This window comes from Cellulomonas sp. EB106-03-03-XG116 (assembly GCF_058792015.1).
This window is the reverse complement of sequence record NZ_JBYTEP010000023.1, coordinates 1-25,607: the sequence shown is the minus strand read 5'-3', so window position 1 is coordinate 25,607 and position 25,607 is coordinate 1. Positions and strand designations below refer to the sequence as shown.

Below are 25,607 nucleotides of genomic sequence, written 5' to 3'. Positions count from 1 at the left end.
GGAGCGGGGTTCAGCCCGGAGGCCGGCCGAGCACGGGACGTGACGTGGGCGGCGGCGCGCCGACCTCCTCGACGGTGTGGTCGCCGCACGGTGCCGAGGTGAGGGCCGCGTGCTGCACGCGGTCCAGCCGGAACCAGCGCATGGCCTCGCGGAGCCGGCACCACCCGATCAGGTACCAGGTCCCGTTCCGGGACCCGAACAGCACCGGCTCGACGTCGCGGGTGGTGACGGCGCCGTCGCCGGAGAGGTACTGGATCCGGACCACCTGCTGGTCGGTCATCGCCTGCTCGATCGGGGACCTCACGGACCGGGCCGGCGGGGGCGGTGCGTCGACCCACACCCGGTCGGCGAGGCGCTCGGCGTGCGCCCGGGTCCGCGGGTCCAGGACGTCGAGGACCTTCTGCACGGCGGCGGTGGCGAGGTCGGCGTACGGGGCGTCCCGGGCCGCCGAGACCGCGGCGAGGAGCGAGACCGCCTGCGCGGAGGTGAGGTTGACCGGCGGCAACGACGCCCCACCGGCGAGGCCGTAACCCCCGCCGGGGCGCTCGGGACCAGATCGGTGCCCCGGCGCGTTCCAGCGCGTCCAGGTCCCGCTTGACCGTCCGGACCGAGACGCCGAACTCCGCCGCCAGGCGCTGCGCCGTGCACCCACGGGCGCCCTGCCGTCGCAGCAGCTCCGTGAGCGCGTGCAGCCGCTCGGAACGCTTCACGCCGGCACGATACCGATTCGTGACAACAATGGTGACACCCTGCTGTCCGACCGGGGCGCGATGGTGGCGTCATGAGCACACGAGAGAACGCCGTCTCGATCGTCCTGGTCCCTGGTCACTGGCTGGGCGCCTGGGCGTGGGAGGGGGTCGTGGACCGCCTCCGCCGCGGCGGGTACCGGGCCACCCCGCTGACCCTGCCCGGGCTGGACCCCCTGGACCCCCGGCGCACCGCACGCACGCTCGACGACCAGGCCGCGGCGGTCGAGGAGGCGCTGCGGCAGGCCGTCGACGCCGGGGGGACGCCGGCGGTCCTCGTCGCGCACAGCGGGGCGAACGCCCCGGTCAGTCTGGTGCTCGACCGGCGCCCCGAGCTGGTCGGTCGCGTGCTGTGGGTGGACAGCGGCCCGGCGGCGCCCGGGACCGCGTTCCTGCCGGACGCGCCGTCCGACCTGGTCGAGCTGCCGCTCCCCGACCTGGAGGTGCTCGCCCAGCAGGCCAGCCTCGACGGCCTGGACGCCGACGACCTGGCCCGGTTCACCGAGCGGGCCGTCCCGGAGCCCGGCCCTGTCCTGACGCAACCGGTGGTGCTCTCGCGTCGTGAACGCCACGCCGTGCCCACCCTGCTGGTGTGCTGCTCCATGCCCAGCGCGCAGGTCCTGGAGCTGGCCCGCGACGGACACCCGATGTTCGCCGAGGTGGCGGCGCTGGAGCACCTCGACGTCGTCGACCTGCCCACCGGCCACTGGCCGATGTGGAGCGAGCCGGACCGGCTCGCGGAGATCATCGCCGCCGCGTCCACGCCGACCGCCGCCTGAGCCGCGTCGCCGGTCCGTCGCGACCCGCCGCACCTCGGGGGGTCTCGGTCGTGCCATGAGCGCTCTGGTCGCCCGCGGACGGCAGGATGGCGGCGTGACCGACGCCGCCTCGCCCGCCGACCCGTTCGCCGCCGACCCGTACGTGCTCGTGCCCGCCGCCCCGCCGCTCGACGAGTACCTGCGGCTGCGCCGGGAGTCGGGGCTCACGCCGAAGAATGCCGAGCAGGGCGCCGGGGCGCTCGCGGGCAGCTGGTCGTGGTGCCACGTGCGGACCGCCGAGGGGCAGGTCGTCGCGATGGGGCGGGTCGTCGGCGACGGCGGGTGGTACTTCCTGGTCGCGGACATGGCGACCGACCCCCGGCACCAGCGGCGCGGGCTCGGGCGCAGGGTGCTGACGCGGCTGCTGGACGACGTGCGGGCGCGGGCGCCGCGGGGTGCGTACGTCACGCTGGTCGCCGACCCGCCGGGGCGCGCGCTGTACGAGTCGCTCGGGTTCCGGGACGTGGCGCCCGGGGCGACGGGGATGGTGCTGGAGCTGGGGGCGAGCGCGGGCTGAGGGCCGGCGCGGCCCGCTCAGCGTCGGGGGCGGGGCGCAGGTCGCGGCGGGGGAGCCAGTCGGGCCGGTTCCGGTCGTCGAGTCCCCACAGGGCGTGCGGGGTCTCGCCACGGCGGCGGTGCCCGCGGTCGTGGACCCCCATCCCGGCGAGCTCGAGCGCCAGGCCGGCGAGGGCCAGCAGCAGCAACCAGCCGTTCCCGTCGAACGGCCCGCCCTCGGCCACGGCGCTCCAGGTCCACAGCACGACCCCGGTCAGCGCGGCGGCCGCGCCGGCGACGATCATCGTCGCCGAGAGCGGCGTCCGGAACGGTGAGCTCACGCGCCCTCGGTAGCAGCGGCGCGCCGGGGCCGCCACCGCTCGGGGCGGCGGTCCCGGCGGGCCCGGGCCCTGTCAGCGCTGGTAGGTCGGGGCGATCAGGGCGCGGCCGATCGTGTGGAACAGCGCCGTGAACGCCACGGCCGTCGGCGTCGCGTCCGGGGTCACGTCGAGGTGGTCGACGTCGAGCGCGTGCACCGCGAACACGTACCGGTGCGGCCGGTCCCCGGGCGGCGGCGCGGCGCCGGTGTAGCCGGTGGAGCCGCCGTCGTTGCGGACCTGGAACGCGCCCTCGGGCAGCAGGTCGGCCGCCGCGGAGCCGGCGCCGCGGGGGAGCGACGTGGTGCTCACCGGGACGTCCACCACCGTCCAGTGCCAGAAGCCGGCCGGGGTCGGCGCGTCCGGGTCGAAGCAGCTCACGACGAACGAGCGGGTGCCCTCGGGGAAGCCCGACCACTCGAGCGCAGGGGACAGGTCCTCGCCGTCGGCCGCGAAGGTGGCGGGCAGCGGCTCGCCGTGCGCGACGTCGGCGCTCGCGAGGTCGAAGTCCGGGACGGACGGCAGCAGGGCGTACGGCTCGGGGGCGACGGGACGGGTCAGCGAGACGGCCATGGTCCTCCTCCTGGTGGGCGCGCCGGGGCGCCCGGACGGGTGTGCCTGTCCCGTCATCATGCCCCCGCCCGGGGACGTCCGCAGGGGGTCCCGGCGCGTCGCCCGAGGCGCGCCGGGCGGTGGTCCCCAGGGCGGGTGACGCCGGATTGACGCGTGCCGGAGTGTCAGCGTCTACTGGCACAATCGAACACGTGTTCGAACGAGTGCCCGGCGGTCGGCCGGCAGGTGGCGGGGAGGTGCGGCGGTGAACCAGGAGGAGCGGATCGCCCGGGCTCGCGCCGCCCTGGTCAGCGCCGAGCTGCGCACCGGCGCCCGCAGCCTCGCGCCGCGGGGGACGGGCGCTGCCTCGGCGAGCGAGGGCGGCGCGGGGAGCAGTGTCGCACCCCGGACCGACGTGCGCGGCGACGTGCGCGGGCCTCGGTCGGACGTGGCGCGGGCGGACGGCACCCGTCCCGGCACCCGCGCCGTCGACGCCCCCGTGCGGGGCGCCACGGCGCTCGCGGTGCTGCCGGTCGAGGACCCCGCCCCGGTGCCCGCGCCCGCGGGTCCGGTCGCCGTCCCGGACCTGCCGGACCGGCAGCCGGCGTCCCGGTCGACCGCCGCGCGCGGCCCGGTGCTGCTCACCGACCGGCCGCCGCTCGCGGTGCCGCCCGCGCTCGCCCCGCTGCTGCCCGACGGCCTGCGCCGCGGGAGCACGACGGCGGTGCTCGGCTCCACCTCGCTGGTGCTCGCGATGGTCGCCGCCGCCTGCACCGCCCGGGAGGCGTGGGCGGCCGTGGTGGGGCAGCCGAGCCTCGGCCTGCTCGCCGCCGCCCAGACCGGGGTGGCGCTGGAGCGGCTCGCCGTCGTCCCGCAGCCCGGCGTGGACGCGCCGACCGTGGTCGCGGCCCTGCTCGACGGCATCGACGTCGTGGTCGTCGGCCCCGGCACGCACCTGGCCGACGCCGACCGCCGCCGGCTGATGGCGCGCGCCCGGGACCGCGGGTCCGTGCTGCTCGCCACCGCGCCCTGGCCGGGGGCGGGCACCGTGCTGACCGTCGAGGGCGGCCGGTGGACCGGGGTCGGCGAGGGCGACGGCCGACTCCGCGCGCACGAGGTGCAGATCACCCGCACCGGCCGCGGCAGCGCGGGGCGGGCCCAGGACCTGCGCGTGGTGCTGCCGCTCGAGGTGGGCACCGACCCGTACGGCCTCCCCGCCGACCGCCGCGCCGCGCCGCCCGCGCAGCCGGTCGCGCCGCAGCCGGTCGCGGACGACGGCGCGCTGCTCGCGCCCGACCTGAGGCTCGTCGGATGAGCACCCGCACCACCGTCGTCTGGGTGCCGGACTGGCCGGTCGTCGCCGCCGTGCGCGCCGCCGAGGTCCCGCCGCACCTGCCCGCCGCCGTCCAGCACGGCGCGCGGCTCACCGCCGTGTCGGCGATCGCCCGCGCCCAGGGGGTGCGCCGCGGCATGCGCCGTCGGCAGGCCCAGGGCGTCTGCCCCGAGGTCGTGCTGCTGCCCGCCGACGACGACCGGGACGCCCGGCTGTTCGAGCCGGTGGCGGTCGCGACCGAGGCCGTCGTCGCCGGGATCGAGGTCGCCCGGCCCGGCCTGCTCCTGCTGCCCGCGGGCGGCGCGGCCCGGTTCCACGGCACCGAGGAGACGCTCGCCGAGCGCCTGGTGTCCGTGGTGGCCGAGCGGACCGGGCACGAGTGCCAGGTCGGCACCGCCGACGGCCTGCTCGCCGCGATCCTGGCCGCCCGCACCGACGCCGTCGTGCCGCCCGGCGCCTCGCGGGAGTTCCTGGCACCGCGCCCCGTCGACGACCTCGCGCCCGCCGCGGTGACCGACGACGCCGGGCACGCGGTCGTCGAGCTCGTCGACCTGCTGCGCCGGCTCGGGCTCCGCCGCCTCGGCGACCTGGCCGCCCTCGACGGCGGCGACGTGCACGCGCGGTTCGGGACCTGGGGGACCTGGGCGTGGACCCTGGTGCGCGGCGAGGACCTGCGCCCGCCCGCCCGGCGCCGGCCGGAGACCGACCTGGAGGTGGGCACCGAGCTGGACCCGCCGGCGCACCGCGTCGACGTCGCGACGTTCGCGGGTCGCCGGCTCGCGGAGGAGCTGCACACCCTGCTCACCGAGCACTCCGTGACCTGCGCGCGGCTGCGGATCACGGCCCGCACCGACGAGGGCACCGAGCTCACCCGCGCCTGGCGGACCGACATGGGCGGCCTCGGCGGCCTGTCGGCCGCACGGATCACCGACCGCATCCGCTGGCAGCTCGAGGGCTGGCTGACCGCCGCGGCCGCCGAGCACGGCGCCGGCGCCCGGCCGGACGGGGGCGAGCCCGACGAGCACGCCGAGCCGATCGGCCTGGTCGCGCTCGGCATCACCGCCGAGGAGGTCGCGCCCGCCGGCGCCGAGCAGGGACGGCTGTGGGGCGGCGCGTCCGGCGGCGACCTGCGCGCGCACCGGGCGCTCGACCGCGTGCAGGGGCTGCTCGGCGGCGACGGCGTGCTGACCGCCGCCCTGCAGGGCGGCCGGGACGTCCGCGACCAGGTGCACCTGCAGCCCTGGGGCGCCCAGGCCGCCGCGCCCCGCCCGGTCGACCGGCCGTGGCCCGGGCACCTGCCGCCACCCGCCCCCGCGACCGTGCCGGTGCGGCCCGCCCCCGTCGACGTGCTGGACGGCACGGGGCGGCCGGTCCGGTTCGACAGCCGGTTCGCCATGAGCGGCGACCCGGTGCGCGTCCGCACGCACGCCACCGACCGCCGGCCCGCGGTCGACCACGACGTCGCGGGCTGGGCCGGCCCGTGGCCGCTCGCGGAGCGGTGGTGGTCGCCGGCCGAGGCGGGGCTGCGCATGCACCTGCAGGTCACGCTCGGCGACGGCCGCGCCCTGCTGCTCGCCTGGCGCCCCGACGGCTGGACCTGCGAGGCCGTCTATGACTGACGCACCGCGCTACGCGGAGCTGCACGCGCACTCGGCGTTCAGCTTCCTCGACGGCGCCAGCCAGCCCGAGGAGCTCGCCGCCGAGGCGCACCGGCTCGGGCTCGGCGCGCTCGCCCTCACCGACCACGACGGGCTGTACGGCGTGGTCCGGTTCTCCGAGGCGGCGCGGGAAGTCGGCCTGCCCACCGTGTTCGGCGCCGAGCTGCACCTGCCCGTCCCCGGCGTCGGCGGCCCCGACGTCCTCGACCTGCCGACCGGCGTGCCCGACCCCCGCGCGCTGCACCTGCCCGTGCTCGCCCGCGGCCCCGAGGGCTACCGGGCGCTGTCCCGCACCATCGCGGAGGCACACCTCGCCACCGGGACCAAGGGGGCCGCGGAGTACCGGCTGGAGCAGCTCGCCGAGCAGGCCGACGGCCGCTGGCTCGTGCTCACCGGCTGCCGCAAGGGACCCGTGCGGCACGCGCTGACCGACGGCGGCCGCGAGCCCGGCGGCACCGCGGCGGGCCTCGACCGCGCGCGCGCCGAGCTCGACCGGCTGGTCGCGCTGTTCGGCCGGGACAACGTCGCGGTCGAGGTCACCCAGGGCGGCAGCCCGTACGACTCCGAGCTCGCGGACGCCCTCGCCGGGCTCGCCGACGGCGCCCGGCTGCCGCTGGTCGCCACCGGGAACGTGCACTACGCCACCCCGCGGGACGCCGACCTGGCGATGGCCCTGGCCGCCGTCCGCGCCCGGTCGTCGATGGAGGACCTGGACGGGTGGCTGCCCGGGGCCCCGACCGCGCACCTGGCGTCCGCCGCCGAGATGCTGCGCCGGCACCGGCGGCACCCGCAGGCCGTCGCCACCGCTGCCGCGATCGGCGCGGAGTGCGCGTTCGACCTGCACCTCGTCGCCCCGCAGCTGCCGCCGTACCCGGTGCCGCCCGGCCACACCGAGGCGACCTGGCTCCGCGAGCTCGTCCGCCGCGGCGCGCTGGAGTGCTACGGCCCGCCCGAGGCCGAGCGGGTGCCCGGTGCCTACGCCCAGCTGGAGCACGAGCTGCGGGTCATCGAGGACCTCGGCTTCCCCGGGTACTTCCTGGTCGTCTACGACCTCGTCGACTTCTGCCACCGCAACGGCATCCTCGCCCAGGGCCGCGGCTCGGCGGCCAACTCCGCGGTCTGCTTCGCGCTCAAGGTCACCGCCGTCGACGCCGTCGCGCACGGCCTGCTGTTCGAGCGGTTCCTCGCGCCCGAGCGCGACGGGCCGCCGGACATCGACGTCGACATCGAGTCCGGCCGCCGCGAGGAGGTCATCCAGTACGTCTACGCCAAGCACGGCCGCACCCACGCCGCGCAGGTCGCCAACGTCATCTCCTACCGCGCCCGGTCCGCCGTGCGGGACGCCGCCCGCGCGCTCGGGTACGACGTCGGGCAGCAGGACGCGTGGAGCAAGTCGATCGAGCGCTGGGGCACGCTGCGCGGCCCGGCGCCACGGCACCCCTGGTGGTCGGGGGCGAACCGGGGCGCCGCAGCCGTGTCGGCGACCCCGCCGACGCAGCACGTCGCCGACCGAGCCACGTCGACCCGCCCGTCGTCGCCGCACCCGTCCTCACCCGCCGTCGGCCCGCCGGCCGCGGCGACGCCGGGTTCCCCGGTGAGCCGCGAGGACCGCCGCGCCGCGCAGTACGCCGCCGCCCAGCGCGACCCCGACGGCGTCGTCTGGGGCTGGAACCACGAGCCGGGCGCAGGCCCCGCGCCGGCCCCCAGGCGACCCGCCGGGCACGACGACGTCGACGGGCCGGCGGGCCAGCCGACCGCCGACCGCCACGACGTCGTCCCCGCGCACCGCCCGCCGCCCGCCAGCGACCTCGAGGAGATCCCCGAGCAGGTCATCGACCTGGCCGACCGGTTCCTGCGCCTGCCGCGGCACCTCGGCATCCACTCCGGCGGCATGGTCATGTGCGACCGGCCCGTCATCGAGGTCTGCCCCGTGGAGTGGGCGCGCATGGAGGGCCGCACCGTCCTGCAGTGGGACAAGGACGACTGCGCCGACGCGGGACTGGTGAAGTTCGACCTGCTCGGCCTCGGCATGCTCACCGCCCTGCGGCTGGCGTTCGACCAGGTCGAGCAGCACGGCGGTCCGCGCCTCCACCTGCACCAGCTGCCCAACGAGGACCCGCTGGTCTACGACCTGCTGTGCGCCGCCGACACCGTCGGGGTGTTCCAGGTGGAGTCGCGCGCCCAGATGGGCACCCTGCCGCGCCTGCAGCCGCGCAGCTTCTACGGGATCGTCGTCGAGGTCGCGCTGATCCGCCCCGGCCCGATCCAGGGCGGGTCGGTGCACCCGTACATCGAGCGCTACCAGGGTCGGCAGCCGATCACCTACCCGCACCCGCGGCTCGAGAAGTCCCTGGAGCGCACCCTCGGCGTCCCGCTGTTCCAGGAGCAGCTCATGCAGATGGCCATCGACGTCGCCGACTTCACGCCCGCCGAGGCGGACCAGCTCCGGCGCGCGATGGGCTCCAAGCGCAGCATCGAGAAGATGGAGGCGCTGCGCGCCCGGCTCATGGACGGTATGACCCGCAACGGCATCCCGGAGCCGGTCCGCGAGGAGGTCTACGAGAAGCTCAAGGCGTTCGCGGACTTCGGCTTCCCGGAGTCGCACGCCTACTCGTTCGCGTTCCTCGTCTACGCCAGCTCCTGGCTCAAGGTGCACCACCCGGCCGCGTTCTACGCCGGGCTGCTCGCCGCCCAGCCGATGGGGTTCTACTCGCCGCAGTCGCTCGTCGCGGACGCCCGCCGGCACGGGATCGGCGTGCTGCGGCCGGACGTGCAGCGCTCGGCGGTGCAGGCCGTCGTCGAGCGGGTCGGACCCGTGCCGCCGGGCGGCGAGCCGCGCCTGACGCCGCGGCCGTCCGGGACGGCGCCGGTGCCGCCGCTGCGGGCGGGCGGGGCGCGCGGGTTCGCCGAGGTGCCGCCGCCCTTCGGGCCCGCCACCGAGCCCGTGCCCGCGCCAGGTGCGCCGGCCGCGTCCGCCGAGCCCGGGCGGGTCGCGCCTGGGTACACCTCGCCCGCCGAGCCCGCGCCTGCCGAGCCCGAGCGCTCCCTCGCGGTGCGCGTCGGCCTCGCCTCCGTGCGGAACGTGGGGGAGAAGGTCGCCGAGCGGATCGTCGCCGAGAGGGACGCGCACGGCCCGTTCGCGGACCTGCGGGACCTCGTCCGGCGCGTCGAGCTCAGCACCGCGCAGCTCGAGGCGCTGGCCACCGGCGGTGCCCTGGAGTCGCTCGGCGTCACCCGGCGCGAGGCGCTGTGGGCCGCGGGCGCGCTCGCGCAAGAGGGCCCGGACACCCTGCCCGGTGTCTCGGTGGGCGTCCAGGCGCCGACCCTGCCCGGGATGAGCCCGGTCGAGCTCGCCGTCGCCGACGTCTGGGCCACCGGCGTGACCGTCGACTCGTACCCGACCCAGTACGTGCGCGACGGCCTGGACGCCCAGGGGGTGCTGCGCGTCGAGCAGGCGTTCCGGCACGAGGCCGGGCGCCGGGTCGCCGTCGCGGGCGTCGTCACCCACCGGCAGCGACCCGGCACCGCCGGCGGCGTCACCTTCCTGTCGCTCGAGGACGAGACCGGGCTGCTCAACATCGTGTGCAGCACCGGGCTCTGGCAGCGGTTCCGGAAGGTCGCCCGCACCTCCAGGGCGCTCGTCGTGCGCGGGCGGCTGGAGCGGGCGGACGGGGCCACCAACCTCATCGCCGAGCACCTGACGCCGCTGTCGCTGGGCATCGCGACGACCTCCCGGGACTTCCAGTGACCCGTACCGGAGCCCCCGTCGCCGCGCACCCTGCGCACCCACCGCGCGTGCCAGACTGCCCGCGTGACCCTCCTCGGCCCGCTCGTCCCGTACCTGCCCACGCCCCGCGGCCACGAGGGCGAGGTGGTGATCGACCCGCTGCAGCGCCTCGTGGACGACGCGGTCGACGCCGGGGCCTCGGGCGTGGCTGTCCTCGGCAGCACGGGCGGCTGGCCGTACCTGACGGCGGGGGAGCGTCGGCTGGTCGTCGAGGCGGCGGTCGACGCCGCCGGGGGCCGGGTGCCGGTCGTGGCGGGCGTCGGGGCGTTCACGACGGACGAGGTGGTCGTGCACACGATCGTCGCCGAGCGCGCCGGCGCCTCCGCGGTGCTGCTGCCCACGCTGGCCTACCTGCCGCTCACCGACGACGAGGTCCTCGACCTCGTGACGGACGTGGCGGACGCCGCGCGGGTGCCCGTGTGGCTCTACCACAACCCGGTGAGCACGACGTTCCGGTACTCCGTCGAGACGCTGGTCCGCGCGGCGCAGGTGCCGGGCGTCGGCGGGGTGAAGGACCGGGGGAGCGACGCCGCCGAGCTGCGGGACCGCGTCACGGCGCTCCGGTCCGCGGTCCCGGACACGGTGGAGATCGGCTGCAGCGGGGACGTGCTCGGCGTCGAGGGCCTCCTGGCGGGCGCGCGGACCTGGCACTCGGGGCTCGCGAGCGTGCTGCCCGCCTGGTACGCGGCGGTCGCCCGCGCGGCGGCGGCGGGACGGGCGGACGAGGCCCGCGCGCACATGGCGCGGCTGGCGCCGGTCGCGGAGCTGGTGGCCTCCCTGGGCGGGCCGCGGGCGGTGCACGCGCTCGCCCGGGTGCTCGGCACGGACCTCGGCCAGCTGCCCGCGCCCCTGCGTCCGGTGGACGACGCCGGCACCGCGGCGCTCTCCGCGGCGGTGGAGCGGCTCGGCGACGCGCCGGTGCCGGCGGCCGAGGGGCCCGCGCGGGACTAGGCCTCGGCCCCCTCGCCGTCCTCCTCGACCGGGCCGACCTCCTCGTCCGCATCCTCCGGCTCCATCGGCGGGTCGGGCTGGTGGAACCGCGACCAGATCGCCCACACCACCGACACCAGCGGGACCGCGATGACCGCGCCGAGGATGCCCGCGGTCAGCGTGCCGCCGGTGACGGCCAGCGCCACCACGACGGGGTGCAGGGACACCTGCTTGCCCATGACGAGCGGCTGCAGCACGTGCCCCTCGAACTGGCCGATCAGCGCGATGCCGATGCCCACGACTGCCGCCTGGATCGGGCCGTTCGCGGCCAGGGCCACGATCATCGCGATCACCATGGCCGCCGGGGCGCCGATCAGGGGGATGAACGCGCCGATCAGCACGAGCACCGCCAGCGGGGCGGCCAGCGGGACGCCGATGATCGACAGCAGGATGAACGCGAGCAGGCCGTCGGTGACCGCGATGATCACCGTGCCACGGGTGTAGCCGGAGAACGTGTACCAGCCGGCGCCGCCCGCGGTCTTCCACGAGTCGCGCACCGACGACGGCAGCTGGTTGACGAACCAGGTCCACATCTCCCTGCCCCGGGCGAGGAAGAAGATCGCGCAGAAGACCGCCAGGGCCAGCGCGGTGAACACCTCGACCACCGAGCCGGCGGACGCCGCCACCTGACCCGCGAGGTCGCCCGCGTGCTCCTGCACCCACTGCCGGCCGTTGTCGATCCACTCGGCGATCTGGTCGTTGCTGATCGAGAACGGCAGCGGTCCGTTCTCCAGGAAGTCGACGATCTGGTCGATGCCGTCGCCGAACTGCCGGGACAGGGCCTGCCACTGGTTCGCCACGGAGTAGCCGACGTAGAACACCATGCCCGCGAGCACCAGGAACCCGGTGAGCAGCCCCAGGGCCGTCGCCAGCCCGCGCGGCATCACCCGCGTGTAGAGGTCGACGACCGGCCGCAGCACCGCCGTGAACACGAACGCGATGAACACGGCGACGAACAGCAGCTGCACCTGCGATGTGGCGAAGAACACGAGCGCGATGCCGGCGAGCAGCACGAGCAGCCGCCAGGTGATCCCCGCGGAGGTCCGCAGCCAGCGGGGGACGCCGTCGTCCGGGGCGATCCCGGTGGGCGGTCGGCGCTGCCCCGCGACCCGTCGTGACGCGGATCCGGCCGGTCCGCCGGCCTTCGCGCTGCCGTACCGGTCCGCGCCGCTCTGGTCCGCCATCGCGCGCGCCACCTCCTGCCCTGCTGGTGCGACGCGTCCGCAACGGTGCTCCGCCGGACGCCCCCGCCAGTGTGCCCCCACCTGCGGATGCGTGCTCGGCCGCCACTCCGTGCTATGTTTTCTGCCGCACCTGAGGGGCCGGGAAGCGCGGAAATGCGCTCTTCGTCCACGTCAGGCGTACACCCTGTCCGGGTGGCGGAATGGCAGACGCGCTAGCTTGAGGTGCTAGTGCCCGTATAGGGCGTGGGGGTTCAAGTCCCCCTCCGGACACTCGTTGAGACAGCGACGATGAAGGCCTCGATCCCCGCCAGGATCGGGGCCTTCGTCGTGCCCCGATCCGTTCGTGCGAGAGAAGCGGCCAGAATCTGACCGCTTCTCCCGCGACCCTGGGTCGTGAGGCCGGGCGGACCGGCCCGCGACCGACGGGGGACCGACCATGCTCCAGGGACTGGCGACGTCGAACTTCCAGGCGGCGGATCTCGCGGCCGCGCGCGAGTGGTACACCGCGCTGCTCGGCGTCGAGCCGTACTTCGTGCGGGACGGCTACGTCGAGTGGCGGCTCGGCCGGGACGGCGACGAGCTCGGGATCGTGGACGCCCGGTACGTCCCGGGCGCCCTCGACCGCACGCCGGGCGGGCAGTACACCTACTGGGCGGTCGAGGACGTGGACGCCGCGGTCGCCGCGCTCGTCGAGCGCGGGGCGACGGTGCACGAGTCGCCGACGGCCCGCGGCGAGGGCTTTCGGACGGCAGCGGTCGTCGACCCGTTCGGGAACGTGCTGGGCGTGATGACCAACCCGCACTGGGCCGGGTCGGAGGGCTGACCGAGGCGACGTGCGTGCCGGTCGTCTCGGGCGTTCGGCCGTCCGGGGGTCGCCGGTTCGGGGGAACCAGGGAGCCGCGCGGAGCATCGCCGTCGGGACGCCGGTGCACCGGTAGGGCATGCGGTCGACGCGCTGACCAGCGGCGACGCGGCGTCCACGCCGCGCGCCGCCGGGCCCGGCCCGGCTGTGACCGCACGGGGCGACCGCTCGGTCGGCTCCGGCTTCACCCGTTGACTGCCGGAAATCGGCACAAAACGGACAGTAGCCTCGCCGCGACCGATGCCCCACCCGGCAACGACGCCCCGGAGGACACCGTGCACGCCCGCCTCGTCCCGCTGCCCCGGGTGACCGCCGCCGACGCCCGCGCCTGGAGGCGCCTCGCCGACGCCGCCGTCGAGCCCAACGTCTACCTCGACCCCCGCTTCCTGGTGCCCGCGCGGCACCGCGGCCGCGACGTGGCGGACGTCCGGCTGCTCGTGGTCGAGGAGGGGGACGAGTGGCTCGCGCTGCTCGCGCTCACGACGACGACCGTCGTCCCGGGCGTGCCGCTGCGCGCGGTGACCACGGGCGGCACGTTCATGACGACGCACTCCGACCGGCACCACCCGCTCGTCCGGACCGGCCGGGAGGTCGAGGCGCTCGGCGCGCTGCTCGGCGGCCTGCGCGACGTCGGGCTGCCGGGGCTGGTGCAGCTGCAGCACTTCCCCCTCGACGGGCCGCTCGCGGACGCGCTGCGCCAGGTCGCGGCGCGCGGCGGGATGCTGGTGCACGAGCGGCGCCGGACGGAGACCGCGTACGCGCGGCGGTCGGCGGCCCAGGAGCGCGTCTCCTGCGCGGCGGGCGCGCCGCTGGTGGACCCGCCGCTCGCCGCCGACCACATGGGCGCGGGCCGGCGGAAGGACCTGCGCCGCCGGGTGCGCGGCCTGGCCCGGGACGCGGGCGGCCCGCTCGAGCTGCACGACGTGAGCGACGACCCCGCCGTCGACGCGGAGTTCGCCGCCTTCCAGGCCGCGGGCTGGAAGGGCGACGCCGCGCGCGGCGGCGCGGCGCTCGGCCTGGACCCCGTCGCGTACCGGTGGTTCCGCGACGTGGTCGCCGGGTTCCGCCGCGACGGGGACGTGACGGTGCTCCGGCTGACCGCGGGTGGCGAGACGGTGTACCTGAGCTACGCCCTGCGCTCGGGCGGCACGTGCTTCGGGTTCCTCGACGCGTACGCGGAGCGGTTCGCCAAGTTCAGCCCGGGTGCCCTCGGCCGGCTGGCGGAGCTGACCTACGTGCTCGGGTCCACCGACGCCCCGGCGTTCGACCCCGCCTTCGACCCGCGGTATGTCGCCGGGACCCAGCTCTACCCGGAGCGGCGCGGTCAGGCCGACCTGCTGGTCTCGACCCGCGGGCTGGTGTCCCGGACGGCGGTGCTCGCGGCGCCGGTGGCGGCGCGGTTCGGGATCGGGGCCCGCGCCGTGGGGCTGCCGCTCGTCCCGGTGGGCGGGGAGCTCGCCGAGTGGCTCGCGCTGGTGGCCTGAGCGCGCCGGGCGCCGCCGGCGCCCGTGAGGTCGTCACATGGCGGTGAGGTCGGCCGTTGTTCGTGACGACCTCGTCGGCTTGTGACGACCTCACCGGCGGCACGCGCAGCCTCGTCAGTCCCGGCGCCCCGCCGTCACCGCCGCGCGACCGCCAGCAGGTGCCCCGACAGGTCCGCCGACTCCGGGTGCCCCTGCGCCCGCTCCGCGAGCACGACCGCCGCGGCGACGACCTGGTCGTCCGGCGGCACCAGCTCCAGCGCGAACGACCCCGGCCCCTCGACCCCGGCGACCGTGACGTCGCGCAGCCCGGCGTCCTCGACCTCCCCGGCCAGCTCGGCGGCGGTGTGGAAGTGCCCGGCGGGGAAGCCGTCGGCCGGGTCGAGCGGGCTCTCACCCGTCTCGAGCAGCCGCAGCAGCCCCGGGCCCGGCAGGTCGGCGAAGCCCGCACCCGTCACCAGGTCCGTCGCGGCGACGACCCGGGAGATCGCGCCCGCCAGCAGCACCCCGCCGGGCCGCAGGACGCGGCGGGCCTCGCCCAGCGCCGCGAGCCGGTCCGCCCGGGCGCGCAGGTGGTACAGCGGGCCGAGGAGGAGCACCGCGTCGAACGACCGGTCCGGGAACCGCAGCGTGCGGGCGTCGCCGGGCTCGGCCGCGAACCCGCCCGCCGCGCGCGCGGCGGCGACGTGCTCCGGCACCGGGTCGACCAGCGTCACCGGGTGCCCGCGCCCCGCGAGCCAGGAGGCGTGCACGCCCGTCCCGCCCCCGACGTCGAGCACCTCGGCCCCCGCGGGCAGGTGGTCGGCGAGCAGCCGGCGGGTGCGCGCCAGCTCGACCAGACCCGCGGCGGACCGGGCGGTGAGCCGGGACGACTCGTCGAACCGCCCGCCGTAGAACCGGCGGATGTGCGCGTCGAGGTCCGGCTGGCTGCCCATCGAGCCAGTCTGCGCGGGCCGGGGCGCTCGTGTGGGCGACTTCCGTCCCGGGATCGCTCCCGCGTCCTGACCACCCCCGCCGGTCACCTACGCTGTCCGGCGATGATCACTCGTGCCGAAGGGGCGTACCTGGGCGCCGTCCGGGCCTTCCAGAACCCGATGCTGGACCTGCTCCACAAGCGGCACGCCCCTCTCGTCGTCTCCCTCCTCTCGCTCGTGTTCACCGCCGAGCGCGCCCAGGTGCCGGTCGCGGACGCGCACACCGAGGTCGGCGACGCCCTCGACCAGCTGCGCGCGGCCGGCCACGGCGACGACCTGCCGGTGGGCTCCGCGCGCGACCTGTGCCGCCAGTGGGCCGACGCCGGCTGGCTCGCGCGGCAGGTGCTGGACGACGACGTCGAGGTCTACAGCTTGTCGGCGCACGCCGTGGGCGCGCTGGAGGTCGCGGGCCGCGCGGGCGGGACCCGGGCCCGGGTGTCGCAGTCGCGGGTGCGGACGCTGCTCGACGCGGTGGAGCGGCTCGCCGAGGACGCGGACCCCGACGCGCTGATGCGGATGGCCCGCCTGGACGCCGAGATCACCCGGCTCCGCGGCGAGCTCGACCGGATCCAGAAGACCGGCGAGGTCGAGCAGACCGACGAGGAGACGCTGCTCGAGGAGGCCGAGAACGTCCTGCACCTGGTGCGGGAGCTGCCGGCCGACTTCGCCCGGGTCGCCGAGTCGATCAAGGTCATGCAGCGCGACGTCGTGCAGGCGCTGCGCCAGGACGAGCGGCCGACCGGCGAGGTGCTGCGCGAGTACCTGGAGCGCGGCGAGCACGTCATGGACGCGACGCCCGAGGGCCGGGCCTTCGCCGGCGCCCTGCGGCTGATCGGCGACCCGCAGCGGCTCGACCACCTCGCGACCCAGCTGTCGACCGTGCTGCGGCACCCGTTCACCCGGCGGCTGCCGGCGCAGCAGCGCGCGGAGCTCCGGGACATCGGCCGCCGGATCGAGCAGGGCCTGGACCAGGTGTTCACCGCGCAGCGCGAGGCGTCGTTCGTCATCACCGCGCAGGTGCGCAACCACGACCCGCTGCGCGACCGGCAGGTCGACGAGCTGCTCCGCGACGTCATGACCGGCCTGCAGGCGTGGGTCCCGGGCGCCCGCCGCGGCCAGGCGGTCGACCCGCTGCGCCGGCTGCCGGTCGCGGAGGTCGAGCACCTGCGGCAGACCGCGGGCGACGTGCGGCCGGCCGAGCCGCCGAGCCCGCTGGCCGCGTGGGACGACGACGACTCCGACGCATCGGCCGCGGAGGCGCTCGCCTGGGGCGGCCCGCACTACGCCGACCTGGGGTCGCACCTGGTGGCGTTCGCCGGGGGCGCGGGCACCGTCGACGTGGGGGCCGCGTTCAACGCGGCCCCGGAGCCGCTGCGGCGGCCGGTCGACCTGCTCGGCCTGCTGGAGATCGCCCACCAGCGCGGCATGACGGAGACCGACGAGGTCGCCTACGTGGACGCGGTCCGCCCGGACGGCACCCGCCGGCGGTTCGCGTTCGGCGGCGTGACGACGACGACGAAGGACGAGGACGATGACTGACACCACGACGGCCGACCGCCCGGAGGTCCCCGGCGCCGACGACGTCGAGGCGTTCATCGACACGGTGTCGATGGAGGAGGACCCGGCGGAGCTGTTCCCGGGCGACTCCGGGACCCTCGACGCCGACGTCCGCCGCGTCCTGGTCCGGCTGCTGCAGCGCCGGTTCCTGCTGGCCGAGAAGAACCGCCAGCAGTGGCGGACGCTGCTCGACAACCAGCAGGTCATCGAGTCGCGGCTGCACGACCTGTTCGTGCACCTCGTCGTCGACCACCAGCGGGGCATCGCCTACAAGCGGCAGGTGCGCTCCGACGAGCTCGACGTGCCGGTGCTGCTCCGCGACGAGGCTTACACCCGGGCCGAGACGCTGGTGCTCGTGCACCTGCGCACGGTGTTCCAGCGCGAGCGCGGCGCGGGGGAGACCTCGGCGCGCGTGGACGTCGAGGAGATCGAGCAGACCGCGCTCACGTACTTCGACCCCGACGACACGAACGTCGCCGCCCGGCAGCGGGAGATCCGCGCCGCGGTGCTGCGGCTCGCGAAGGAGGGCGTGGTCGAGGAGGAGTCCGAGGGCCGGTACCGGGTCACGCCGCTGGTCGAGGTCGTGCTGAGCAACGAGCGGCTGTCCGAGCTGAGCGCGTGGCTGCGGGAGCAGGTGCGCACCGGCGGGGCGGCCGCGGACGAGGCGCCGGGCGACGACGCGGCCGCGGCCGACGACGTGCCGCCCGACGACGTGCCGCCCGACGACGAGGCCCCGGCCGACGACGACGCCCCCGCGGGTGACGCCGGCACCGCCGAGGGCGACGAGCCCGCCGAGGAGCCGGTCGACCTGGGCCCGACGCTCGAGGAGGCGGCCGCCGAGGAGCCGGCCGCGCCCGGCGACACCGCCCCGCACGACGTCGCCCCGCACGACGCAGCTGCCGACGACGCCTCCGAGGAGGTCGCACGATGACGATGGTCGACACCCTGTTCGGCCTGATCCCGGCCGCGTCGACGGGCCAGCAGTGGGTCGCGCGCGACCTGCAGCTCGTCAACTGGGGTGGCTACGACGGCCACCACCGGGTCCGGTTCGCCCCGACGGCGACGCTGCTGTCCGGCGGCTCGGGCTCCGGCAAGTCGACGCTGATGGACGCGTACATCGCGCTCCTCATGCCGCACACCACGCCGTTCAACGGCGCGTCGAACGGCGGCGTCGTCGGCCGCCCGCGCGGCAAGGACCAGCGCAACATCCTGTCCTACGCGCGCGGCAAGCTCGACGAGACCCGCGCCGCGGACGGCACGAAGCAGCGGGTGCTGCGCGGCGACGGCCGGGACACCTGGTCGGCGATCGCGATGACCTGGGTCGACCAGGCGGGCCGCGAGCTCACCGGCGTGCGCGCCTGGTACGTGCCGTCGGCCGCGCGGACGCTCGAGGACGTCATCGCCCTGCGCGCGACCGCGGACGGCGCGTTCGACCTGCGCGACCTGGAGGCCGCCGCGGCCGACCGGTTCCCGCGCCCCGTGCTCACCGCCGCCGGGCTGACGCCGTTCGACACCGACCGCGAGTTCACGGCCCGGTTGCACTCGACGCTCGGCATCGGCGCGACGGGCGACGGCGCGAAGGCGGTCGCCCTGCTCGGCCGGATCCAGGCGGGCCAGCAGATCACCACCGTCGACGCGCTGTACAAGGCGATGGTGCTGGAGGAGCCGAGCACGTTCGCGACGGCCGACGCGGTGGTCGAGCAGTTCGACAAGCTGTCCGGCACCCGCGAGCAGATGATCACCGCCCGCCAGCAGGTGAAGGCGCTGGAGCCGATCCGCGCGCACCGCGAGTCGCTCGACGAGGCGGCCGAGCGGCTCCGCGTCATCGACCGGGTCGGCACGCTCGACGACGACCGGTCGACCGCGACGCTGTGGCGGCACGAGCGCCGGCTGGGTCTGCTGCGCGCCGTCGAAGAGGAGCTGGGCCGCGAGCACCAGCACGCCGAGAAGCGCGCCGCCGAGACCACCGGCCGGATCGCCGCCGCGCGGTCGGAGCTCGAGGGCGTCCGGGAGACCCTGTGGTCGTCGGGCGGCGACCGCCTGGCCACCGCGCAGCGCGAGCTCGTCGCGACCGAGGACCGGCTGGAGCGCGTGACCCGCGCCCGGGGCCGGCTGGACGACGTGCTGCGCACCGCGTTCGGCACCACGGTGTCGAGCGAGAAGGAGTTCGACGCGCTCGCCGCCCGCGGCCGCGCCGCGCAGGCCGACGGCGACGCGAAGTCCGAGGCGCGCGCGGAGTTCGGCACGGCCATGTCGGAGAAGAAGGCCGCCGGGGTCGACCTGGCCGTGCTCCGCTCCGACCGGGAGGCCGTGGCGCGCCGGCAGGACAACATCCCCGGGGACCTGCACCGGGCGCGTGCGGCGCTGGCCGAGGCCGCCGGGCTGACGCCGGAGGAGCTGCCGTTCGTCGCCGAGCTGATCGAGGTCCGCACCGAGCACGAGCCGTGGCGGGACGCGTTCAACCTCGCCCTGGGCGGGTTCGCGACGCTGCTGCTGATCGACGCCGCGCACGTGACGGCGTTCCGCCGCGCGATCGACGCGGTGCCGACGGCGCGCCGCATCCGGTTCGAGGGCGTGCCGACCGACCTGCGGTCGGACGTGGCGCTCGACCCCCGGACGCTCCCGGGCCGGCTCGACTTCCGGAACGGGCCGTTCACCGGCTGGCTGCGCAGCGAGCTCGCGAGCCGGTTCGCGTTCGTCTGCGTCGACACCCCCGGCGAGCTGTCCCAGCACCCCAAGGCCCTGACCCGGTCCGGGCAGGTGTCCGAGGGGCGCCGCGGCGCGCACGGCGGCCAGGGCCGCGCCAACGTGCTCGGGTTCACCAACACCCGGCGGCTCGCGCACCTGGACGAGCAGATCGCCGCCGCGCAGGCCCGGCTGGACGACGCGGAGCGCCAGGTGCGCGCCGCGGAGGACCGGCTGGACGCGCACGACGTCGAGCTGCGCGCCTACGAGCAGCTCGACGCGGTGAGCTGGGACCAGGTCGACGTCGCGGCGGTCGAGGCCGAGCGCGCCCGGTGGGCGACCGTGATCGAGGACGTCACGTCCGGCAACCCCGAGGTGACCCGGCTGCAGCAGCGCGTGGTCGAGCTGGAGAAGACGATCCGCGACCTGACCGAGGAGGTCGGCCGGACCAAGGGCTCCGCCGAGGACCTCGGCGGCCGGTGGTCGACGATCACCGACGAGGTGGACGCCGCGCAGCTCGCGCTGGACGAGGCGCAGAACGCCGGCGTGACGGTCGGCGAGGACCAGCGGGCGTACCTGGACGCGCTGCTGGGCGGGTCGTCCGGCACCGGCACCGGCGCGGGTGCGTCGGGCGGGTCCCGGCCGGCCCCCGCCGCCGCGCTCGCCGCGTTCGACAGCACGGTCGCGCGCGCGAACGAGATCCTGCGCACCGACCTGCTCGCCGCGCAGCAGACGATCGGGGCGGCGCGCGAGGCGCTGCGCCGGACCTTCGAGACGTTCGTCGAGCGCTGGCCCGACCCGAACCTGGGCACCGACCCGGACGCGTCGTACGCCGACTTCGCGCGCATCCTCGGGGCGCTGGAGACGTCCGGGCTGCACGAGCTCGAGGCCGAGTGGCGCAAGAGCCTGCTCCGGCTGTCCGGCAACGACCTCACGGACCTGCACCACGGCCTGAGCCGGTCGGTCCGGGAGATCAAGGAGCGCATCCAGCCGGTCAACGACATCCTCGCGGACCTGCCGTTCGCCGACGACGAGCACCGGCTGCGGATCGACGCCCGGGACACGCAGTCGACGGTCGTCGCGCGGTTCCGCAAGGAGCTCAAGGACCTCAACGAGCTGCTCGCGACCGAGGCGTCCGACGCCGAGCGCGAGCGCCGGTACCACCGCATGGCGAAGGTCATCGACCGGATCCGGCGCACCTCCCCGGACTTCGCCGACCTGGTCGACGTCCGCCGGCACGTGCGGCTGAGCGCGGAGAAGGTCGACCTCGACGGGAACCACGTCGCGCTCTACGACCACATCGGCGAGAAGTCCGGCGGCGAGTCGCAAGAGCTCGTGGCGTTCATCGTCGGCGCGGCCCTGCGGTACCAGCTCGGCGACGCCGGGGCCCCGCGCCCGCGGTACGCGCCGGTGTTCCTCGACGAGGCGCTGATCAAGGCGGACGCGCGGTTCACCGGCCGGGCGATCGGCGCGTGGCGCGGGCTCGGGTTCCAGCTCGTGATCGGCGCGCCCAACGACAAGTTCAGCGCGCTGGAGCCGCACGTGGACCTCAAGTACGTGGTGCTCAAGGACACGGCGGGGCGGTCGCGGACCAAGCCGGTCGCGGGCGTCGCGGCCGGCTGACGCGGCGCGGCGAGCCGGAGGGAGGGCGGCATGGAGCCGGAGGTGCTGCTGGTGGCCGGGCGGTCCGGCTCGGGCAAGTCGTCGGTCGCGTTCGAGCTGTCGGCGCGCTGGCAGCGGTCCGGGCTCGCGCACTGCCTGGTCGACGGCGACAACCTGTCGGCCGCGTACCCGAAGCCCGCGTCCGACCCGCACGGCACCGCGCTGACCGAGGCGAACCTCCGGGCGGTGTGGGGCACGTACGCCGCGGCCGGCTACCGGCGGCTGGTGTACGTGAACACGGTGAGCGTCCTCGAGCGCGAGCTCGTCGCCCGGGCGCTCGGCGGCCGGGCGCGGGTGTCCGGCGTGCTGCTGACGGCGTCGGCCCGCACCGTCCGGACCCGGCTCGGGGCGCGGGAGATCGGGTCGGCGCTCCGCGAGCACCTCGACCGGTCGGCCGCGGCGGCGGAGGTGCTCGACCGCGCCGCCGGGCCGTGGGTCACCCGGGTGGCCACGGACGGGCGCACGGTCGAGGAGCTCGCGGCGACGGTCGCGGCGGCCTCGGGCTGGGAGTCCTGAGGCACACGCTCGGCACCGGGTCGCGGCCCGGCGTGGGAGGGTGGCGCGCGTGAGCGGCGACGGCCCCGGGCCGACGGTCCTGCTCGACCTGCCCGGCGACGGGTGCTGGCGGGTCGAGCACAGCCCCGCGCGCCGGGTGCCGAGCCACGGGACGGACCTGCTCGGGCTGCGGTACGCGATCGACCTGGTCCGGACGGACGCCGACGGGCGGTCGGCCCGGGTCGTCGACTGGCGCACCGTCCTGGGCGTCGAGCCGCCGGAGCGGTTCGTCGGGTTCGGGCGGCCGGTGCGCGCCCCGGTGGGCGGGACGGTCGTCGCGGCGCACGACGGCGAGCCCGACCACGGCGGCCGCCGCTCGCCGGTGACCCTGCTGCCGTACGCGCTCGGGCAGGCGGGGCGGCTGCGCCGGGGGATCGCGGCGGTGGCGGGGAACCACGTCGTCGTGGCGCGGGCCGACGGCGCGTGCGTGGCCGTGGCGCACCTGCGCGCGGGGTCGGTGCGGGTGCGGGTCGGGCAGGCCGTCGCGGCGGGGGAGCCGGTCGGCGCGTGCGGCTGCTCGGGGAACGCGACCGAGCCGCACGTGCACCTGCAGGCGATGGACGGCCCCGACCCGGCGCGCGCCCGCGGCCTGCCGCTCGCGTTCGAGGCCTACGAGGAGCGGTCCGCGGACGGTACGTGGCTGCTGCGCACCCGGGCGGTCCCCCCGGAGGGGGCGGTCGTCCGGCGGGCCGAGACCGGTGGTCCTGCTCGAGATCGGTGGTTCTAGGCACCGATCTCGGCGCGAACCACCGACCTCGACGAGGGTCGCCGCGTCAGTGGCCGGCGGGACCCAGCGCGTCACGCGCCGCGCCCGGCGCCTCGGCCGCCGCCTCCGGCGCGTCGTCCTCCGGCAGCGGCTCCGGCGCCTCGTCGGTGTGCGCGACGTGCCGGAGCTGGCCCCAGATCAGCACCACGAACAGCGCCGACCCCGCGAACGCGAACCAGAACGGCGCGGTCACGCCCCAGTGCTCCGCGAGCACGCCGCCGACCGCCGACCCGACGACGAGCCCGCCGAACACGCCGACGGTGTAGACGCTGCCGACCCGGCCCTGCAGCGCCCGCGGCACGGCGCGCTGCCGGACGCTCACGGACGTGGTGCCCCACACGAGCTCGTGCACGCCGAACAGGAAGAAGATCCCGATCGCCACCCACGCCTGCCGGGTCAGCGCCAGGCCCAGGTGCGTCAGCGTCTCGACGACCAGCCCGATCCGCATGAGGTTGCCGAGGCTGACCCGCCGGGTGATCCAGCCGTAGATCACACCGCCGACCAGCCCGCCGACCGCGCTCACGGTCGTCAGCAGGCCGAACCCGATCTCGCCGAGCCCGAGCCGCCGGGTCGCGTAGAGCACCAGCACCGACCAGGCGGCGCCGAACGTGATGTTGAAGATGAAGATGGTGAGCACCAGCGTGCGGACCGCGGGGTGCCGGACCGTCCACCGGAAGCCCTCGGCGATGTCCCGGCCGAGGTGGCTCCGTCGCTCGGGGTCGCGCGGGACCGCGGGCAGGACGATGCGCGCGACGAGCAGGGCCGCGGCCGCCACGAGAAGCGCCTGCCCGGCGAACGGCCAGACCGCCCCGGCCGCGAACAGGGCGGCGCCGAGCGGCGGACCCGCGAGCTTGTTGACCGTGATGAAGCCGGTCTGCAGCCGCGAGTTCGCGAGCGCGAGGTCGTCGCGGCGCACGAGCATCGGCAGGAAGGTCTGCGCCGCGTTGTCGGCGAACACCTCGGCGGTGCCGAGCGCGAAGAGCACGGCCAGGACCAGGGCGATGGAGGCGTGGCCGGTGCCGATGGTCGCGGTCAGCACCCCGAGCACGAGCACCCGCACCCAGTTGACGACGAGGACGATCCGGCGGCGGTCCCACCGGTCGGCCAGCGCCCCGGCGAGGAGCCCGAACAGCAGCGGGGGCAGCCACTGGACGGTCGCCCCGAGCGCCACCAGGCGCGCGTCGTCCGTCAGCGACGCGACCAGCAGCGGGCCCGCCGCCATGGCGATGCCGTCGCCGAGGTTGCTGGTCCAGGACGACGCGATGAGCCAGCGGAACGGGGCGCCCAGCCGGGCGGGCAGGACGGTCTCGACGAGTCGGCTCACAAGGGCGAGATGCTAGCCCGCGCCCGGCCTCGTGCCGACGGCATTCCGCCGGTGCTCATCCCTCCAGGGCCTCGAGGACGGTGGCGGCGACCCGCGCGTCCGACAGGTAGCCGGAGATGCCGTGCTGGTTGGCGGTCGGGTTGTCGACCTTGCCGTAGTCGTCGATGCCGTCGACCGGGAACCACGGGGCCGTCAGCGGGTGCAGGGCGACCAGGTCCTCGGGGTCGTAGGCGTTGAACCAGGCCCCGACGGGCGCGGGCCAGGACACGGGCCGCAGGGTGCGGCTGATGTTCGTGACGCCGAGCGGCGAGCCCACGGTCACCAGCAGCGGCACGTCCCAGCCGCGCGCGGCCGCCTCCCGGCGCAGCAGGTTGTAGGCGACGACGGTGCCCAGCGAGTGCGACACGACGACCGCGCCGTCGGTGCCGTCGAGCGCCTGCCGCACGCCGTCCTCGATGGTGTCGCGGACCCGGACGTTGTGCAGGTACTGGTAGACGTCCCGGGTGGCCAGCGCGATCGACCACGCGCTGACGTTGGGCAGCCGGTCGAGCGCGGTGAGCGTCGCCCGGACCCAGCGCCAGTTCATCGGGCCGCGCTCGACCGGGCCGTCCGCGCCCGCCTCGCGGGCGGCGTCCTCGGCGACGCCGGCCTGCTGCGCGATCTCCAGCAGCGCCTCGCGGACGAACAGCGTCTCGGCGTCCGGCCCGGCGTCCGCGCCGCGGACGACGACCTCCGCGGCGTGCTCGGCGTCGCCCGCGACCAGGTCGAACAGTGTCTGCCCGTAGTACGGCAGCCGAACGCGGTCGTCGGGCAGGTCGAGCGGGCGGCCGGCGTGGTGCGCGCCCACGTCGAGCGCGTCGAGCCACTCGCGCTTCACCGCGAGCGGGTCCTTGTGCTCCTGGGCCCGGCCGTGCACCAGCACGAGCGTCCTCATGGCTCCTCCTCCGGTCGGGCGGGGACGGCCGCGGCGGCGACCTCCGCGACGCGCGCGGCGTTCTCGGCGGCGAACAGGGTCCAGTGCGACGGCAGCCGCGCCGGGAACGTCAGGGCGTGGTCCCGCACGGCGGGCGGCGCCGCGGCGAGCAGCGGCCAGCCGCGCGACAGCAGCGGGACCGGGGTGAGCAGGCCGGACCAGTCGACGGGCTCGTCGTCGTGTCCCGGGTCGGGGCCGGAGGCCAGCAGCGCGACGTCGAACAGCCGCGAGCCGGGGGAGCCGGGGGCGGCCAGGTCCGCGATCGCCGCGCGCCGGCCGCGGTCGTGCAGCTCCCACGCGCGGTACAGCGCGGCGAGCGGGTCGGCCTCGACGGCGACCGCGCGCCGCGCCGCCCGCCGCGGGTCCGGGTCGTCGCGCGCCGGGGCGTCGTCGTCCTCGTCGTCGTCCGGGCGCAGCCCGAACCGCGACCACGCCGCGGCCAGTGCCCGGCGGGCGACCGCGCCGTCCACCCCGGGCGGCGGGGCGCCTCCGCCGGCGCCGGGGGCCCGGGGAAGCGCGCAGTCGACGAGGCAGCCGCGCTCGACGGTGGCCAGCGTGACCCGCCCCGGCAGCGTGGGCAGCACGGCGCAGCCGCCCGAGGCGAACGTGACGACGACCGCCGTCGGCGACACCGGCACGACGTCGAGGGCGCGGTCGCCCTGGACCACGACCAGGGGCCCGCCCGGCCGCGGAGCGGACGGCAGCGGGGCGACCTCGAGGTCGGGCGCCCGCGCCGGCGCGGGGACCGCGGGCGCGGGTGCGGCGTCCGGCGGGGCGGGCTGCGCGGGCGGCGACGGCGGCCCGACCCCGGACGGCACGGCGGACGGG

18 protein-coding genes, 1 tRNA gene and 3 pseudogenes are annotated in these 25,607 nt (G+C 76.7%); 14 read left to right on the top strand and 8 right to left on the bottom strand.

The window, feature by feature from the left end; all coding sequences use genetic code 11:
* Positions 1-10 precede the first annotated feature (10 nt).
* Together AC3WUG_RS10495 and AC3WUG_RS10490 are read right to left on the bottom strand one after the other, a co-directional pair.
* Entirely contained in the window at positions 11-505 is a 495-nt protein-coding gene (locus AC3WUG_RS10495; RefSeq protein ID WP_492327599.1) for a helix-turn-helix transcriptional regulator, read from the bottom strand.
* 97 nt (positions 506-602) lie between these two features.
* Positions 603-710, bottom strand: a pseudogene (locus tag AC3WUG_RS10490) (transcriptional regulator); the annotation flags it as partial.
* Between the two features lie 71 nt (positions 711-781).
* Here AC3WUG_RS10490 and AC3WUG_RS10485 point away from each other — a divergent pair.
* The gene (locus tag AC3WUG_RS10485; RefSeq protein ID WP_492327598.1) at positions 782-1,525 is read left to right on the top strand and encodes an alpha/beta fold hydrolase; all 744 of its coding nucleotides are present in this window, start codon (positions 782-784) and stop codon (positions 1,523-1,525) included.
* Positions 1,526-1,619: 94 nt separating this feature from the next.
* Positions 1,620-2,081 carry a GNAT family N-acetyltransferase gene (locus AC3WUG_RS10480; RefSeq protein WP_492327597.1) on the top strand — a complete coding sequence of 154 codons (462 nt, stop codon included), beginning with the start codon at positions 1,620-1,622 and terminating at the stop codon, positions 2,079-2,081.
* Positions 2,082-2,472: 391 nt separating this feature from the next.
* On the opposite strand, the gene AC3WUG_RS10475 is transcribed toward AC3WUG_RS10480, so the two are convergent.
* Positions 2,473-3,009, bottom strand: a complete 537-nt coding sequence (locus tag AC3WUG_RS10475; RefSeq protein ID WP_492327596.1) for a YbhB/YbcL family Raf kinase inhibitor-like protein — start codon at positions 3,007-3,009, stop codon at positions 2,473-2,475.
* A gap of 244 nt (positions 3,010-3,253) precedes the next feature.
* On the opposite strand from AC3WUG_RS10475, the gene imuA' reads away from it, so the two are divergent.
* The 4 genes from imuA' to AC3WUG_RS10455 all read left to right on the top strand — a co-directional run bounded on the left by imuA' (position 3,254) and on the right by AC3WUG_RS10455 (position 10,717).
* Positions 3,254-4,303, top strand: a complete 1,050-nt coding sequence (gene imuA', locus AC3WUG_RS10470; RefSeq protein WP_492327595.1) for a DnaE2-dependent mutagenesis accessory factor ImuA' — start codon at positions 3,254-3,256, stop codon at positions 4,301-4,303.
* A complete protein-coding gene (locus AC3WUG_RS10465; protein ID WP_492327594.1) occupies positions 4,300-5,940 on the top strand; it encodes a DNA polymerase Y family protein in 1,641 nt (546 codons plus the stop codon). The genes imuA' and AC3WUG_RS10465 overlap by 4 nt, the downstream gene beginning before the upstream one ends.
* On the top strand, positions 5,933-9,727 hold the full coding sequence (locus tag AC3WUG_RS10460; RefSeq protein ID WP_492327593.1) for a PHP domain-containing protein: 3,795 nt from the start codon (positions 5,933-5,935) through the stop codon (positions 9,725-9,727). The genes AC3WUG_RS10465 and AC3WUG_RS10460 overlap by 8 nt, the downstream gene beginning before the upstream one ends.
* A 63-nt stretch (positions 9,728-9,790) precedes the next feature.
* Positions 9,791-10,717, top strand: coding sequence for a dihydrodipicolinate synthase family protein (locus tag AC3WUG_RS10455; RefSeq protein WP_492327592.1), 927 nt, complete (start codon positions 9,791-9,793; stop codon positions 10,715-10,717).
* On the opposite strand, the gene AC3WUG_RS10450 is transcribed toward AC3WUG_RS10455, so the two are convergent.
* Positions 10,714-11,940, bottom strand: a complete 1,227-nt coding sequence (locus AC3WUG_RS10450; protein ID WP_492327591.1) for an AI-2E family transporter — start codon at positions 11,938-11,940, stop codon at positions 10,714-10,716. The genes AC3WUG_RS10455 and AC3WUG_RS10450 overlap by 4 nt on opposite strands.
* Before the next feature lie 186 nt (positions 11,941-12,126).
* On the opposite strand from AC3WUG_RS10450, the gene AC3WUG_RS10445 reads away from it, so the two are divergent.
* The 3 genes from AC3WUG_RS10445 (at position 12,127) to AC3WUG_RS10435 (ending at position 14,286) form a co-directional block, all read left to right on the top strand.
* Positions 12,127-12,210 (top strand) — tRNA-Leu (locus AC3WUG_RS10445).
* A gap of 166 nt (positions 12,211-12,376) precedes the next feature.
* Positions 12,377-12,763, top strand: coding sequence for a VOC family protein (locus tag AC3WUG_RS10440; protein WP_492327590.1), 387 nt, complete (start codon positions 12,377-12,379; stop codon positions 12,761-12,763).
* 314 nt (positions 12,764-13,077) lie between these two features.
* Positions 13,078-14,286: a GNAT family N-acetyltransferase gene (locus tag AC3WUG_RS10435; RefSeq protein WP_492327589.1), complete on the top strand. Its 1,209-nt coding sequence runs from the start codon at positions 13,078-13,080 to the stop codon at positions 14,284-14,286.
* A gap of 134 nt (positions 14,287-14,420) precedes the next feature.
* On the opposite strand, the gene AC3WUG_RS10430 is transcribed toward AC3WUG_RS10435, so the two are convergent.
* On the bottom strand, positions 14,421-15,218 hold the full coding sequence (locus AC3WUG_RS10430; RefSeq protein WP_492327588.1) for a class I SAM-dependent methyltransferase: 798 nt from the start codon (positions 15,216-15,218) through the stop codon (positions 14,421-14,423).
* A 102-nt stretch (positions 15,219-15,320) separates the two neighbouring features.
* On the opposite strand from AC3WUG_RS10430, the gene AC3WUG_RS10425 reads away from it, so the two are divergent.
* The 5 genes and pseudogenes from AC3WUG_RS10425 (at position 15,321) to AC3WUG_RS10405 (ending at position 22,443) form a co-directional block, all read left to right on the top strand.
* Positions 15,321-16,796 carry a DUF3375 domain-containing protein gene (locus AC3WUG_RS10425; RefSeq protein ID WP_492327587.1) on the top strand — a complete coding sequence of 492 codons (1,476 nt, stop codon included), beginning with the start codon at positions 15,321-15,323 and terminating at the stop codon, positions 16,794-16,796.
* A pseudogene (locus AC3WUG_RS10420) lies at positions 16,789-17,472 on the top strand (DUF4194 domain-containing protein); the annotation flags it as partial. The gene AC3WUG_RS10425 and the pseudogene AC3WUG_RS10420, both read left to right, overlap by 8 nt.
* 269 nt (positions 17,473-17,741) lie before the next feature.
* Positions 17,742-21,122, top strand: coding sequence for an ATP-binding protein (locus tag AC3WUG_RS10415; RefSeq protein ID WP_492327586.1), 3,381 nt, complete (start codon positions 17,742-17,744; stop codon positions 21,120-21,122).
* Between the two features lie 30 nt (positions 21,123-21,152).
* On the top strand, positions 21,153-21,677 hold the full coding sequence (locus AC3WUG_RS10410; protein WP_492327585.1) for an adenylyl-sulfate kinase: 525 nt from the start codon (positions 21,153-21,155) through the stop codon (positions 21,675-21,677).
* 49 nt (positions 21,678-21,726) lie between these two features.
* Positions 21,727-22,443, top strand: a complete 717-nt coding sequence (locus tag AC3WUG_RS10405) for a M23 family metallopeptidase (RefSeq protein ID WP_492327584.1) — start codon at positions 21,727-21,729, stop codon at positions 22,441-22,443.
* Between the two features lie 46 nt (positions 22,444-22,489).
* Here AC3WUG_RS10405 and AC3WUG_RS10400 read toward each other — a convergent pair whose 3' ends face one another.
* From AC3WUG_RS10400 to AC3WUG_RS10390, 3 genes and pseudogenes are all read right to left on the bottom strand, one after another.
* Positions 22,490-23,806, bottom strand: a complete 1,317-nt coding sequence (locus AC3WUG_RS10400) for an MFS transporter (protein ID WP_492327583.1) — start codon at positions 23,804-23,806, stop codon at positions 22,490-22,492.
* A gap of 55 nt (positions 23,807-23,861) precedes the next feature.
* Complete coding sequence (locus tag AC3WUG_RS10395; RefSeq protein ID WP_492327582.1) at positions 23,862-24,740, bottom strand: hypothetical protein; 879 nt, start codon at positions 24,738-24,740, stop codon at positions 23,862-23,864.
* Positions 24,737-25,607, bottom strand: a pseudogene (locus tag AC3WUG_RS10390) (hypothetical protein); the annotation flags it as partial. The gene AC3WUG_RS10395 and the pseudogene AC3WUG_RS10390, both read right to left, overlap by 4 nt.

Coding starts and splice junctions, on each gene's coding strand:
- AC3WUG_RS10395 (WP_492327582.1), bottom strand. CDS start 24,740: ATGAGGACGCTCGTGCTGGTGCACGGCCGGGCCCAGGAGCACAAGGAC.
- AC3WUG_RS10465 (WP_492327594.1), top strand. CDS start 4,300: ATGAGCACCCGCACCACCGTCGTCTGGGTGCCGGACTGGCCGGTCGTC.
- AC3WUG_RS10450 (WP_492327591.1), bottom strand. CDS start 11,940: ATGGCGGACCAGAGCGGCGCGGACCGGTACGGCAGCGCGAAGGCCGGC.
- AC3WUG_RS10415 (WP_492327586.1), top strand. CDS start 17,742: ATGACGATGGTCGACACCCTGTTCGGCCTGATCCCGGCCGCGTCGACG.
- AC3WUG_RS10425 (WP_492327587.1), top strand. CDS start 15,321: ATGATCACTCGTGCCGAAGGGGCGTACCTGGGCGCCGTCCGGGCCTTC.
- AC3WUG_RS10440 (WP_492327590.1), top strand. CDS start 12,377: ATGCTCCAGGGACTGGCGACGTCGAACTTCCAGGCGGCGGATCTCGCG.
- AC3WUG_RS10485 (WP_492327598.1), top strand. CDS start 782: ATGAGCACACGAGAGAACGCCGTCTCGATCGTCCTGGTCCCTGGTCAC.
- AC3WUG_RS10410 (WP_492327585.1), top strand. CDS start 21,153: ATGGAGCCGGAGGTGCTGCTGGTGGCCGGGCGGTCCGGCTCGGGCAAG.
- AC3WUG_RS10430 (WP_492327588.1), bottom strand. CDS start 15,218: ATGGGCAGCCAGCCGGACCTCGACGCGCACATCCGCCGGTTCTACGGC.
- AC3WUG_RS10460 (WP_492327593.1), top strand. CDS start 5,933: ATGACTGACGCACCGCGCTACGCGGAGCTGCACGCGCACTCGGCGTTC.
- AC3WUG_RS10475 (WP_492327596.1), bottom strand. CDS start 3,009: ATGGCCGTCTCGCTGACCCGTCCCGTCGCCCCCGAGCCGTACGCCCTG.